This is a genomic window from Kitasatospora sp. NPDC059827 (assembly GCF_042731675.1).
Taxonomy (GTDB): Bacteria; Actinomycetota; Actinomycetes; order Streptomycetales; family Streptomycetaceae; genus Kitasatospora.
Map to the genome: position 1 here is coordinate 82,243 of NZ_JBHWIV010000008.1, position 13,765 is coordinate 96,007.

General features: G+C 75.2%; 9 protein-coding genes. 3 read left to right on the plus strand and 6 right to left on the minus strand.

Annotation, left to right across the window (positions count from 1 at the left end):
- Positions 1 to 7 precede the first annotated feature (7 nt).
- From sucC to ACFV8H_RS07565, 4 genes are all read right to left on the minus strand, one after another.
- A complete protein-coding gene (sucC, locus tag ACFV8H_RS07550; RefSeq protein ID WP_375882207.1) occupies positions 8 to 1,180 on the minus strand; it encodes an ADP-forming succinate--CoA ligase subunit beta in 1,173 nt (390 codons plus the stop codon).
- A gap of 338 nt (positions 1,181 to 1,518) precedes the next feature.
- Positions 1,519 to 2,700: a VWA domain-containing protein gene (locus ACFV8H_RS07555; RefSeq protein ID WP_380397328.1), complete on the minus strand. Its 1,182-nt coding sequence runs from the start codon at positions 2,698 to 2,700 to the stop codon at positions 1,519 to 1,521.
- A gap of 43 nt (positions 2,701 to 2,743) precedes the next feature.
- A complete protein-coding gene (locus ACFV8H_RS07560; RefSeq protein ID WP_380397330.1) occupies positions 2,744 to 5,137 on the minus strand; it encodes a DUF5682 family protein in 2,394 nt (797 codons plus the stop codon).
- Positions 5,134 to 6,216 (minus strand): AAA family ATPase, encoded by a 1,083-nt coding sequence (locus ACFV8H_RS07565; protein WP_380397332.1) that lies wholly within the window; start codon positions 6,214 to 6,216, stop codon positions 5,134 to 5,136. The genes ACFV8H_RS07560 and ACFV8H_RS07565 overlap by 4 nt, the downstream gene beginning before the upstream one ends.
- Before the next feature lie 190 nt (positions 6,217 to 6,406).
- Between ACFV8H_RS07565 and ACFV8H_RS07570 the strand changes: the two genes are divergently transcribed.
- Entirely contained in the window at positions 6,407 to 7,720 is a 1,314-nt protein-coding gene (locus tag ACFV8H_RS07570; protein ID WP_380397333.1) for an SWIM zinc finger family protein, read from the plus strand.
- 71 nt (positions 7,721 to 7,791) lie between these two features.
- Positions 7,792 to 9,420 carry a DUF5691 domain-containing protein gene (locus ACFV8H_RS07575; protein WP_380397335.1) on the plus strand — a complete coding sequence of 543 codons (1,629 nt, stop codon included), beginning with the start codon at positions 7,792 to 7,794 and terminating at the stop codon, positions 9,418 to 9,420.
- A 123-nt stretch (positions 9,421 to 9,543) separates the two neighbouring features.
- Here the strand turns inward: ACFV8H_RS07575 and ACFV8H_RS07580 are convergent, their stop codons facing one another.
- Entirely contained in the window at positions 9,544 to 9,951 is a 408-nt protein-coding gene (locus ACFV8H_RS07580) for a cobalamin B12-binding domain-containing protein (RefSeq protein ID WP_375882192.1), read from the minus strand.
- 338 nt (positions 9,952 to 10,289) lie between these two features.
- Between ACFV8H_RS07580 and ACFV8H_RS07585 the strand changes: the two genes are divergently transcribed.
- Positions 10,290 to 11,078, plus strand: coding sequence for a M23 family metallopeptidase (locus ACFV8H_RS07585; RefSeq protein ID WP_380397337.1), 789 nt, complete (start codon positions 10,290 to 10,292; stop codon positions 11,076 to 11,078).
- A gap of 23 nt (positions 11,079 to 11,101) precedes the next feature.
- Here ACFV8H_RS07585 and pcrA read toward each other — a convergent pair whose 3' ends face one another.
- Complete coding sequence (pcrA, locus tag ACFV8H_RS07590; RefSeq protein WP_380397339.1) at positions 11,102 to 13,744, minus strand: DNA helicase PcrA; 2,643 nt, start codon at positions 13,742 to 13,744, stop codon at positions 11,102 to 11,104.
- Positions 13,745 to 13,765: the final 21 nt, after the last annotated feature.

A 13,765-nucleotide genomic window follows, 5' to 3' on the forward strand; every position in this document is an offset into this window, starting at 1 on the left:
CCCTTCCTTACTTGTTGGCCAGCTCGGCGGCGCGGTCAGCGGCGCCGTCCATGGTGTCCACGCGCTGGACCAGCGGGTGGTTGGCGTCGTCGAGGATCTTGCGACCCAGCTCCGCGTTGTTGCCGTCCAGGCGGACGACCAGCGGCTTGGTGACGTTCTCGCCCTTGCTCTCCAGGAGCGCGAGGGCCTGCACGATGCCGTTGGCGACCGCGTCACAGGCGGTGATGCCACCGAAGACGTTGACGAAGACCGACTTGACGTCGGGGTCGCCCAGGATGATCTCCAGGCCGTTCGCCATGACCTCGGCGGAGGCGCCGCCACCGATGTCCAGGAAGTTGGCGGGCTTGACGCCGCCGTGGTTCTCACCGGCGTAGGCGACCACGTCGAGGGTGCTCATGACGAGGCCCGCGCCGTTGCCGATGATGCCGACCTGGCCGTCGAGCTTGACGTAGTTCAGGCCCTTGGCCTTGGCAGCGGCCTCCAGCGGGTTGGCCGCGGCCTTGTCCTCGAGCGCCTCGTGCTCGGGCTGACGGAACTCGGCGTTCTCGTCCAGGGAGACCTTGCCGTCGAGCGCGATGATCTTGCCGTCGCCGGACTTGATCAGCGGGTTGACCTCGACGAGGAGGGCGTCCTCCTTGATGAAGACGGTCCACAGCTTCTGCAGGACGTCGGCGACCTGGTCGGCGACCTCGGCCGGGAACTTCGCCGCGGCGACGATCTCGGCGGCCTTCTCCGGGGTGCAGCCCTCGTTGGCGTCGACCGGGATCTTGGCGAGCGCCTCGGGGTTCTGCTCGGCGACGACCTCGATCTCCACGCCGCCCTCGACGCTGGCCATGGCCAGGAAGGTGCGGTTGGTGCGGTCCAGCAGGAACGAGACGTAGTACTCGTCCTTGATGTCCGCGGTCTGGGCCAGCATCACCTTGTGAACGGTGTGGCCCTTGATGTCCATACCGAGGATCGCCTCGGCCTTGGCGACGGCGTCGGCCGGGTCGGCGGCGAGCTTCACGCCACCGGCCTTGCCACGGCCGCCGACCTTCACCTGAGCCTTGACGACGGCGCGTCCGCCGAAGCGCTCGGCGATGGCGCGAGCGGCTTCGGGGGTCTCGATGACATCACCGTCAAGCACGGGCACGCCGTGCTTGGCGAAGAGGTCCCTCGCCTGGTACTCGAACAGGTCCACGTGTGTTCGTCCTTGTTCGTGGTCGCGGATTGTGTCTCTACGAGCGTGCCACGGCAGGATCTTCGCTGCGGGTCGTCGAAGCGGTGCGGGTACGCAGAGGTACGGCCTTGCGGCCCACACAGCCACGGGCGCACACGTCAATCAACACGCGCGTCACGTCCGTCTGGCAGGTTATCCCCGTGGGACGGGACTGTTCCGCCCGGGGCCTGTCCGCCATGGGTGAGAACCGTCACAGATCGGCCTCCGGCCATCGACGGCACCCGCGGTCCACCGATCGAGTGATTCACACGTTCGAGTGAAGTCGTCACCGCCCCGGTCAGAGCTCCAGGGGCTACCGGTCAGAGCGCTCCGTCGGCCGCCCCCGTCGGGTGCTGCGGGATCGGACGCTTCTCGATCGCCGCCGCCATGATCCCGGGGAAGGCGTCCGGGGTGCAGGCGAAGGCCGGGGCGCCGAGCGCGGACAGGGCGGCGGCGTGGGCGTGGTCGTACGCGGGCGCGCCCTCGTCGGACAGCGCGAGCAGCGCGACGAACTGGACGCCCGCCGCCTTCATCGCGGCGACCCGCCGCAGCATGCCGTCCCGGACGCCGCCCTCGTACAGGTCGCTGATCAGCACCACGACGGTCTCCGACGGCCGGGTGATCCTCGACTGGCAGTAGGCGAGGGCCCGGTTGATGTCGGTGCCGCCGCCGAGCCGGGTGGCGAACAGGACGTCCACCGGGTCGGCCAGCTGCTCGGTGAGGTCGACCACCGAGGTGTCGAAGACGACCAGCCGGGTGTCCAGGCTGCGCATCGAGGCGAGCACCGCGCCGAACACCGCGGCGTGGACGACGGACGGCGCCATCGAGCCGGACTGGTCGACGCAGAGGATGACGTCCTTCTTCACCGCCCGCCGGGCCCGGGCGTGGCCGACCAGCCGCTCGGGCACGACGGTGCCGTGCTCGGGCAGGTAGTTCCTCAGGTTGGCCCGGATCGTCCGGTCCCAGTCGATGTCCCGGTGGCGCGGCCGGTTCACCCGGGCGCTGCGGTCCAGGGCGCCGCCCAGGGTGGTCCTGGTCCGATCGGCCAGTCGGCGCTCCAGGTCGGCGACCACCTTGCCGACCACGGCCCGGGCGGTCTCCCGGGTGGTCTCGGGCAGCACGTGCCCGAGCGACAGCAGGGTGCCGACCAGGTGCACGTCCGGCTCGACGGCCTCCAGCATCTCCGGCTCCAGCAGCAGCCGGTCCAGGCCGAGCCGGGTGATCGCGTCCTGCTGCATCAGCTGGACGACGGTGGACGGGAAGTACTCCCGGATGTCGCCCAGCCAGCGGGCCACCTGCGGGGCCGAACCGCCCAGCCCGGCACCGCGGCGGCCGCCCCGGGGCGTCCTGCCGCCCTCCTCGGGCGCACCCCGGTAGAGCGCGGCGAGGGCGCCGTCCATCGCGGCGTCGCGACCGCGCAGGGTGCAGCCGGTCCCGTCGGCCGCGCCGCCGAGCACCAGGCGCCAGCGGCGCAGCCGTTCGTCGGTCGGGGTCGCTGCCATCGGGTCCTCCTGGTGCGGCGGGCGGGTCGGGGGGCGGCCGGGGTCAGGTGTCGCGGCCGGCGGGCTGGCGGGGGATCCGCGGGCGGACGCCGAGCAGTACGGCCAGCACCGGGACGGCCGCGTCGGCGCGGTCCGGGTCCAGTGCGCCGCCGGTCCCGGGCGCCGCCGGGGCGGCGTCCAGCGGACCGGCCGCGACCCGGCCGCCGATGGTGGTGCGCACGCCCGCCTCCAGCCCGGCGAAGGTGCGCCGCAGCAGTGGCAGGACATCGGTGAACACCTCGCCGCCGACCCCGCAGAGCCACTCGTCCAGCAGGGCGAGCAGCCGGGGGTCGTGCAGCAGCAGGGCGCCGCCGCCGGCGAGGAAGCCCTCGACCCAACCGGCCGCGTCGGCCGGGGCGTTGGCCGTCGAGAGCACCAGCCGGAGCCGCCGGCCGACCTCCTCCGCGTCCAACCGGCCGTCGTCCAGCAGCAGCCGGACGGCGCGGCCGCGCAGCAGGCCGGGGACGCCGGTGGCCGGGGCGCCGGCGGGCTCGCGGCGGGCCAGCGAGCGCAGGGCGGTGGCCCAGCGGTCGGGCAGTCCGTCGGGCAGTCCGTCGGGGGCCCCGGCGGCATCGGCGACAGCAGCGGTACCGGTGGCGGTGCCGGGGTCGGCGGCGGCCGGGCCCGGGCCCGGGCCGAGCAGGGCGATCGCGCCGTGCACCTCGTCGATCCGGGCCCGCATCGCCGCCGCGCCGTCCGTGTCCAGGCCGACGCAGGCGGGTGGCAGCCCGACGCAGACCCGCTCGGCCAGCCCGGCCGCGGCCCCGGCCAGCGCGCCGTGGTCGGTGCCGCGCACGTCGCCGTAGCGCAGCGCCCGGACCAGCGCCGGCAGCGCGGCCGCCAGGTGCGCGACGTCGGTGTCCAGGGCCGCGCAGTCCGCCAGCACCCGCATCACCGCGGGCAGCGCACCGGACAGCCCGGCCAGCAGGCAGGTCTCCACCAGGCCGGTCAGCTCGGCGAGTTCGACGGCGGCACGGGCGGTGCCGACCGCCTTGCCGACGGCGGCCTGCTCCACCGTGGTGCCCCACTGGGCGGCCTCGGCGATCCGGACCGCGAACTCCGGCTGCCAGCAGAGCCGCCAGCTCTCCCGGAAGGTGCCGGTGGAGTTGACCGGGGACCGGGCCGGCACGCCCCACCCGACGCCCAGCAGCCGCAGCCGGTGCAGCAGCCGGGAGCGGGCCGCGTCGGTGTCCTTGCGCAGGTCGAGGTCGAGATCCCGGGGCGCGGCCTCCGGTCTGAGCCGCAGCGAGCGCTGCAGCCGGGCCAGGTCTCGCTGCAGCGGCACCGCCGGTGCGTCGTCCGGCACCTCGCCGAGCGCGTCGCCGACCACCAGGCGGTCCCGGACGAGTTCCAGCGCGACGTCCGAACCCTCGCAGAGCACCGCGCGGACGGCGTCCAGGGTCTCGGTCAGCCCGGCGAGCGGGCGGCCGCGCAGCACCGCGAGGGTCTCGGCGAGTCGGACCGCCTCGATCACGTGGGCGGAGGAGACCGGGTGGTCCTCGGCGCGCAGCAGGTCGGCGGCCCGGGTGAGCCAGCGCGGCACCGGGTCGCCCTCGGTGCTGAACAGGTGGTGGTACCAGCCGGGCGACCGGACGCCCGCGCCGTAGCCGGCGGCCTGGGAGAGCCGGCGGTGCGTCCACGGGATCCAGGTGATGTCCGCCCGCACCTTCTTCGGCAGCCCGGCGAGCAGGGCCCGGTCGTGCGCGACGGTGGGCACGGTCGCCAGCGCGGGCACGTGGAAGGCGCCGCAGACCACGGCGATCCGGCGGTGACCGGCCCGCCGGGCGGCCCGGATCCGCTGGCGCATGTGGGCCTCGCGCAGCTCGTCCCGGCGGGACTCGCCGAGGCCCTCGGCGCGCAGCGCCGCCATCGCCTCGGCGACGGCGGCGAACGGTGCCAGCGCGTCCGTGCCGGGGGCGCGGTGCTCGACCACGTCCTCCCACCAGCGCTCCGGGTCGTCGTGGCCGGCGGCCCCGGCGAGCAGCGCCAGCGGGTCCGCGGGCAGTTCCTCGGCGGCCTCCCCGCCCTCCTCGGCCGGGTCGTCCGCCCGGCCCCAGGGGCGGTCCCCCGCGGCCGGTGCGAAGGCGTACCCGGCGGGCAGGTCGATGAAGTGCACCGGCAGGCCGTGGTCCACCGCGTACCGGATCGCCACCCACTCCGGGGAGAACGCGGCGTACGGCCAGAACGCGGCCCGCGACGGGTCGTCCACCGCGTGGGCGAGCAGGGCGACCGGCGGCACCAGGTCCTTCCCGGCCGCCAGGTGGACGACGGCGTCGGCCTCGACCGGGCCCTCGATCAGCACCGCGTCCGGCCGCCACTGCGCCAGCGCGGCCGCCACCGCCCGGGCCGAGCCGGGGCCGTGGTGCCGGATGCCCAGCAGGGCGACCTCCGAGGTCACGCCGTCACCTCGCGGGCCGCGCGGTAGAAGTCCTTCCAGCCCTCGCGCTCGCGCACCACCCCTTCGACGTACTCGCGCCACACCGCCCGGTCCGCCACCGGGTCGCGGACGACCGCGCCGAGGATGCCGGCCGTCACGTCCCCGGCGCGCAGCACGCCGTCGCCGAAGTGGGTGGCCAGGGCCAGGCCGTTGGTCACCACCGAGATCGCCTCGGCGGTGGAGAGGGTGCCGCTCGGGGTCTTGACCTTCGTCCGGCCGTCCACGGTGAGACCGGCCCGCAGCTCCCGGAAGACCGTCACCACGCGCCTGATCTCCTCGGCGCCGCCAGGCAGTTCGGGCAGGTCGAGGGAGCGGCCGAGCTGGTTGACCCGGCGGGTGACGATGTCGACCTCCTCGTCCAGCGAGCCGGGCAGGGGCAGCACCACGGTGTTGAAGCGGCGGCGCAGCGCGCTGGACAGCTCGTTGACGCCGCGGTCCCGGTCGTTGGCAGTGGCGATCACGTTGAAGCCGCGCACGGCCTGCGTCTCGCCGCCCAACTCCGGTACCGGCAGGGTCTTCTCGGACAGGATGGTGATCAGACCGTCCTGCACGTCGGCCGGGATGCGGGTGAGCTCCTCGATCCGGGCGAGCTTGCCGTCCGCCATCGCCCGCATCAGCGGCGAGGGCACCAGGGCGTCCCGGCTGGGGCCTTGGGTCAGCAGCCGGGCGTAGTTCCAGCCGTACCGGACGGCCTCCTCGGGGGTGCCCGCGGTGCCCTGCACCAGCAGCGTGGAGTCGCCGCTGACCGCGGCGGCCAGGTGCTCGGACACCCAGGTCTTCGCGGTGCCGGGCACGCCGAGCAGCAGCAGCGCGCGGTCCGTCGCCAGGGTGGTGACGGCGACCTCGACGATCCGGCGCGGACCGATGTACTTGGGGGTGATCCGGGTGCCGTCCGGCAGCTCGCCGCCGAGCAGGTACGTCGCCACGGCCCACGGCGAGAGCTTCCAGCGCTCGGGGCGCGGGCGGTCGTCCTGGGCGGCCAGCGCGGCCAGTTCGCCGGCGAACGCGTCCTCGGCGTGCTGCCGCAGAACGTCGGTCATGGGGGCTCCTTGAGGTCGGCCGCCGGGCTCGCGGGTGCCCCGGTGGCGAGGTGAACGGAGGGAGCCAGGTCGGCGTCCCGGCCTGTGGGAACCACCTTGCAACGCGGCACTGACAACCGCCGGACGGGCGCCGGACGGGTGCCGGACGGGCCGTCAGCCACTGTCAGTGCCCCCGCCTACCGTCGGTCGCATGGAGGAACGCTGGAGCACCGAACACGTCCTGTCGCTGGCCCCTGACGCCGCGTCGCGCAAGGCCGCGGGCGAGCTGTCCGCGCCCGCGCCCTGGACCGGCACGGGCACCGACGGCGCCGCCCTCTGGGGCGAGTGCCGGGGCGGCGGCCGCACGCCGTACCGCACCGTGATCGAACTCGCCACGCCCGCCTACCGGTGCAGCTGCCCCGGCCGGAAGCTCCCGTGCAAGCACGCGCTCGGACTCCTCCTGCTGTGGAGCGGCGCCCCCGAGGCCGTGCCGGCCGGCGAGCCCGCCGACTGGGCGGCCGAATGGCTGGAGGCCCGGCAGGAACGGGCCGAGAAGCCCGCGAGCGCCCCGGCCGACCCGGAAGCCGCCCGCCGCCGGGCCGAGCGGCGCGGCGCCCGGGTCGCGGCCGGCGCGGCCGAACTGCGGCTGCGGCTCGCCGACCGGATCCGGCACGGCCTGGCCGACCAGTCCTCGGCCGGCCCCTGGGAGGAGGTCGCGGCCCGGATGGTCGACGCCCAGGCCCCCGGACTCGCCACCCGGGTACGGGAGTTGGACACCCTGCCGGAGGACCGGCTGCTGGAGGAGTACGCGATGCTGCACCTGCTGGCCACCGCCGCCACCCGGGTCGACGAGCTGCCGCCCGCGCTGGCCGCCACCGTCCGCGCCCGGGTCGGCTACACCCTGGACGCCGCCGAGGTACTCGCCGGCCCGACCGTACGGGACCGCTGGCTGGTGCTCGGCAGCCGCACCGTGCCGATGGAAGGGGCGGCCGACGAACGGCTCACCACCCGCCGGGTCTGGCTGCGCGGCGCCAAGACCGGCCGCCCCGCCCTGCTGCTCGCCTTCGGGCGCCCCGGCCGGGCCCCCGACCTCGCCCTGCCCACCGGCCACCTGCTGGAGGCCGAACTCGCCTACCACCCCGGCGCCCGCCCGCTGCGCGCCGTGCTCGGCACCCGCTACGGCGCCCCCGGGCCCGGCCCGGCCGCCCCGCCCGCCGGGCTCACCGTCGCCGAGGCGGTCGCCGGGTACGGCGGCGCGGTGGCCGACGACCCGTGGCTGGACAGCTGGCCGACCGTGCTCGCCGGGGTCGTCCCGGTCCGCGCCCCGGACGGCTGGCACCTGACGGACGGCCGCCACACCGTTCCGGTACGGCCCTCGGCCGTCCCCGAGGCCGCCCTGTGGCGGCTGGCCGCGGTCTCCACCGGCCGCCCGCTGACGGTCTTCGGCGAGTACGGCCACCAGGGTTTCGCCCCGGTCACCGCCTGGACCGCCGAGCACCGCCCGGTCGGCCTCACGTCCGTCTAGGCCCTGTCCGGCCGATCTTGCCGGGCGCGCCCGCGCCCCAAGGAGAACCCGACGTCCCAGGAGAACCGACGATGACCCTCACCCAGGACCCGTGGGAGCCGCTGCGGACCAGCGCCCTGCTCGGCACCGACCGGCGCCCGCTGCCGCCCACCGCGCTGCCGCTCGCCGAGGCCGTGGACCCGTCCGACCCGGCCACCGCCCTGCTGGAGCTGGCCGCGCTGGCCACCGTCCGCCGCCGGGCCGGCGCCCTGCCGGTACCGGCCGCCGGGCCGCCCGGGCCGCCCGCCCCCGAGGACCCCCGCCCCGAACTGCCCGAGGCCGCCGCCCGCCGGCTGGCCGTCCTGCTCGGCGGGCGCACCGGCGGCACCGGCGGCGCCACCCTGGCCAACCTCGCCGAGCTGCTGCCGCAGTGGCTCGCCGCCGCCCGGGCCGCGGGCCTGCGGCCGCCCGCCGCGCTGATCCCCGGGCTGCTCGACGCCGCCCGGGCCCGCAGCGAACTGCGCTCCGACGCCGTCGCGCTGGCCGGTCCGCCGGGCCGCTGGCTGGCCGCGCAGAACCCCGACTGGCGGTTCGTGCTGCGCACCACCGCCGCCTGGCCGGCCCGGCGACCGGCGACCCCGGGCACCCCGGACGACCCGGCCGACCACCGGCTGTGGCACGAGGGCCTGTTCGCCGAGCGGGTCACCCACCTGACCCTGCTGCGCCGCCACGACCCGGCCGCCGGGCTGGAGCTGCTGCGCAGCACCTGGCCCACCGAGCGCGCCGAGGACCGGCTGCTCTTCCTGGACGCCCTCCAGGACGGCCTCTCCCCCGCCGACGAGCCCTTCCTGGAGGCCGCCCTGGGTGACCGCAGCAAGAACGTCCGCGCCACCGCCGCCGAACTGCTCTCCACCCTGCCCGACTCGGCGCTCGCCCGGCGGATGGCCGAGCGGGCCCGGGCCGCCGTCCGGCTCGCCGACAGCGGCACCCATCTGCTGGTCACCCCGCCCACCGAGTGCGACGAGCGGATGCAGCGCGACGGCATCGCCCCCAAGTCCCCCACCGGGCGCGGCGAACGGGCCTGGTGGTTCGGCGAGTTGGTGGCCGCCGCGCCGCTGTCGGTCTGGCCGGCCGACACCGGTCTGACGCCCGAGCGGCTGCTCGCGCTGCGGGTCGGCGACAGCGTGGACGAGACCAGCAGCAGCTGGGCCGACGACCTGCGGGAGGCCTGGGCGCGCGCCGCCGTGCGCCAGCACGACGCCGACTGGGCCCGGGCCCTGCTCGGCCCGGCCCCCGCCCCACCGGCCCGGGGCGCCGGGCGGGCCCGGGGCGCGCGGGTCACCGGCGCCCCGGCGAAGCTGCTGGCCGTGCTCCCGCCCGAGGAGCGGGCCGCCTGGACGGCCGCCTTCGTCGAGGTGCACGGCCTGGCCGAGGCCTTCCAGCTGCTCGGGGCCTGCGCCACCCCGTGGACGCCGCCGCTGTCCACCGCCGTGGTGACGGCGCTGGCCCGGGCCGCCGCCTCCGGCGCGTACCCGTGGAGCCACAGCGGGGTGCTCGGGATGACGGAGCGCGCGCTCGCCCCCGGGACGGCCGCCGCGGTGGAGGAGCTGGCCGCCGGGGCCTCGCCCGACTCCGCCTGGTCGGAGACCTTCGCCCGGCTGGCCGGGACCCTGCGCTTCCGGGCGGCGATGCTCGACGAGCTGACGGTCACGCCGGGTTGACGCACCGGCGGGCCGGGCAGCCGGTACGGCCGGGCGGGCAGCACGGCCGTACCGGAGCGCGCCCCGGGAACGCCCGAGCGGGCCGGTCCAGGACGGACCGGCCCGCTCGGCGCACGGCGGAGCTCAGCCGGCGGTCCGCAGGTTGGCCTCGACCCAGGCGACCACGTCCCGGGTGGTCGTGCCCGGGGTGAAGATGTCGGCGATGCCCATCGCCTTGAGCTCGGCGATGTCCTCGTCCGGGATGATCCCGCCGCAGAAGACCTTGATGTCCTCGGCGTCCCGCTCCTTCAACAGCTCCAGCACCCGGGCGCACAGGGTCATGTGGGCGCCGGAGAGGATCGACAGCCCGATGCCGTCCGCGTCCTCCTGGATCGCGGTGTCGACCACCTGCTCGGGGGTCTGGTGCAGCCCGGTGTAGATGACCTCCATACCGGCGTCGCGCAGGGCGCGCGCGATGACCTTGGCGCCACGGTCGTGACCGTCGAGCCCCGGCTTGGCGACCACCACACGGATCGGCCCCGACACACTCATCACTGCCTCCTGGACCTCGTCGTCCATCATCCGACCGGGCTTCGTGGGCCCACGGTGCGGTTGACGCGGTTAACGCTCGATAACCAACCAACCTGAGGGGAGATTAGCGCCACCCGCCCCGGTTGGCCGAGCCACCTCCCAAGAGGAGGGCAAAGTCACAGCGCCGGGCCTTGCTACCAGCGGGTACGCCCGTCGACGGGCCCCCGGACACCGCGCGGACCCCCGTGCGCCCCCTTGACAACCGGCGGTTTTTCCGGGGTGTCGGCCGTGGGGCTACAGTCACGCCTGTTTACCTCGCCCGACGACGTGACCGAGGCCCACCGAGGAGGCAGCCCCCGATGGCTCCCGAAGCAGCCGCCCGCCCCACCCGTGCGGAGCTGCGCCTCGCCGCCCGCGAGCAGTCCCGCGCCCAGCGCCGCGGCGCCGCCAAGGCGGCCACCCGGGCCGCCCTGTTCCGGGTCGCGGTGCCCTCGGTGGCCGCGCTCGGGGTCGCCGGGGCGGCGGGCGCCGCGGTGGTCCAGGAACAGGCCGACCGGGCGCCGGCGCAGGCCTCGGCGCCCGACGCCCCCACCGGACCGGCCGCAGCGCCGAACGCCCGGCAGGCGCTCGCCCACACCGACCGGGACCAGGCCTCGCGCGGCGACGCCCGCGGGCCGCTGACCGGCACCCAGCCCGGCGACGGCACGCCCACCGCCACCCCGACCGCCCAGCCGACCCCCGAGCCGGTCAAGCCCAAGGTGGTCATGCCGGTCGCCCGGCACGGCCTGGGCGAGCTGTTCGGCGCCTCCGGCGAGCACTGGGCCCGGCGGCACACCGGCATCGACTTCCCGGTGGACGGCGGCTCCGAGGTGTACGCCGTCACCGACGGCACGCTCCGGACGCAGTGGAACCCGTTCTACGGCTACATGTCGATGTTGAAGATGCCGGACGGCACCGAGGCCTGGTACTGCCACCTGCGCAGCTACAAGGTCCGCAAGGGGCCGGTGAAGCAGGGCGACGTGATCGCCTTCGTCGGCAGCAGCGGCAACAGCACCGGGCCGCACCTGCACTTCGAGATCAGGCCGAAGGACAGCGGGCCGATCGACCCGCTGCCCTGGTTCCTCGCGAACGGGCTGGACCCGAGGTAGCCCCCGGGCCCGCCGCGGACGCCCTACAGCTTCTCGACCGGCGCGTAGCGCAGCACCAGCCGCTTGCGGCCGCCCGAGCCGAAGTCCACCTCGGCCTGCGCGTTGTCGCCGGCGCCCGTCACGCCCACCACGGTGCCCAGCCCGAAGGTGTCGTGGGTGACCCGGTCGCCGACGGCGAGCGAGGCGACCTCGCGCTCCACGACCTTGCCGCCGCGCCGCACCGACTGCCCCCAGCCCGCCTTCGGCGCCGCCGAACCGGACGACGAGGACCGCGAACTCCCGCCCCCGGACGAGGACTTGCCCCAGGAGGAGCCCGAGGAGAAGCCGCGCTGGACCGGCGCCTGGGCCGCCCCCGTCCGCTTCCACTCGACCAGCGCCCCCGGGATCTCCTCCAGGAACCGCGAGGCCGGGTTGTAGGCCGGCTGCCCCCAGGCGCTGCGCAGCACCGAGCGGGTCAGGTAGAGCCGCTCGCGGGCCCGGGTGAGGCCGACGTACGCGAGCCGGCGCTCCTCCTCCAGCTCCTTGACCTGGTTGAGCGCCCGCATGTGCGGGAAGATCCCGTCCTCCATGCCGGTCAGGAAGACGACCGGGAACTCCAGGCCCTTGGCGGTGTGCAGGGTCATCATCGTGATGACGCCCTGGCCCTCCTCGTCGTCGTCCGGGATCTGGTCGGAGTCGGCGACCAGCGCGACCCGCTCCAGGAAGTCGGCCAGCGAGCCGACCGGCGGCGCGCCGTCCTCCCCGGCGTCCGGCCGCTCGCCCGGGTCCTGCTCGTACTCCAGCGCCACCGACGCGAGTTCCTGGAGGTTCTCCACCCGGGTCTCGTCCTGCGGGTCGGTGGAGGCCTGGAGCTCGGCCAGGTAGCCGGTCTCCTCCAGGACGGCCTCCAGCACCGCCGCCGGGCCCGCGCCCGACTCGACGACCTGGCGCAGCCCGGCCATCAGGACGTTGAACTTCTTGACGGCGTTGGCCGAGCGCGCGGCCATCCCGTACGCCTCGTCGACCCGCACCAGCGCCTGGGCGAAGGAGATCCGCTCCCGGGCGGCCAGCGCGTCGACCATCGCCTCGGCCCGCTCGCCGATGCCGCGCTTGGGCACGTTGAGGATCCGGCGCAGCGGCACGGTGTCCTCCGGGTTGGAGAGCACCCGCAGGTAGGCCAGGACGTCCCGGACCTCCTTGCGCTCGTAGAAGCGCACCCCGCCGACCACCTTGTACGGCAGGCCGACCCGGATGAACACCTCCTCGAACACCCGGGACTGGGCGTTGGTGCGGTAGAAGATCGCGACGTCGCCGGGCTTGGCCTCGCCCTTGTCGGTGAGCCGGTCGATCTCGTCGGCGATGAACTGGGCCTCGCCGTGCTCGTCGTCCGCGACGTAGCCGACCACCTTCTCGCCGTGGTCCCCGGCCGTCCAGAGCTTCTTCTCGCGCCGGTTGGCGTTGCGCTCGATGACGGCGTTGGCGGCGCTCAGGATGGTCTGGGTGGAGCGGTAGTTCTGCTCCAGCAGGATCGTGGTCGCGTTCGGGTAGTCCTCCTCGAACTGGAGGATGTTGCGGATGGTCGCGCCGCGGAAGGCGTAGATCGACTGGTCCGCGTCACCGACCACGCACAGCTCGGCGGGCGGCACCTCGGCGAGGTGCGCGGCGGCCGGGTTCACGAACTCGCCGTCCACGGTGCGCCTGGGGGCGGCGGCGACCGAGCCCCCGCTCAGCTCGCGGACCAGCATGTACTGGGCGTGGTTGGTGTCCTGGTACTCGTCGACCAGGATGTGCCGGAACCGGCGGCGGTAGTGCTCGGCGACGTCCGGGAAGGCCTGCAGCAGGTTCACCGTCGTCATGATGATGTCGTCGAAGTCGAGCGCGTTCGCCTCGCGCAGCCGCCGCTGGTAGAGCGCGTACGCCTCGGCGAGCTTCTTCTCCATCGGGTTGGCGGCCTGGTCGGCGAAGGTCTCCTCGTCGATCAGCTCGTTCTTGAGGTTGCTGACCTTCGCCGTGAAGGACTTCGGCGGGAACTGCTTGGGGTCCAGGTCGAGGTCGCGGCAGACCAGCGACATCAGCCGCTGGGAGTCGGCCGAGTCGTAGATCGAGAAGCTGGAGGTGAAGCCCAGCAGCTTGGACTCGCGGCGCAGGATCCGCACGCAGGCGCTGTGGAAGGTGGACACCCACATCGCCCGGGCGCGCGGGCCGACCAGCGCCTCGACGCGCTCGCGCATCTCGCCCGCGGCCTTGTTGGTGAAGGTGATCGCCAGGATCTCGCCCGGCTGCACCCCGCGGGCGCCCAGCAGGTGGGCGATCCGGTGGGTCAGCACCCGGGTCTTGCCGGAGCCGGCGCCGGCCACGATCAGCAGCGGCGAGCCGGCGTGCAGGACGGCCTCGCGCTGGGGGTCGTTCATCCTCTCCAGCAGCTGCGCCGGGTCGACCACCGTCCGCGCGGAGCCGTTGCGGTACCAGGCGTCCCGCTCGGCCTCGGCGGCGCCACCCGGCTGATTGAAAGCAGTCGTGTGGAACAGCCCGTCCGGGATCGCCTCCTCGTACGCGTCGTACGGGACTTCGTCCTCGTACGGCGGGGGCTCCTCGTCGGCGGCGGCGACGGGCACGGCGGGCTGCTTCGACCCGGCGGCGGGTGCCTCGAAACCGGGGAGCGGGAGGTCGTCAAAGAGGCTACTCATGGCACTCCGAGTCTATGGCCA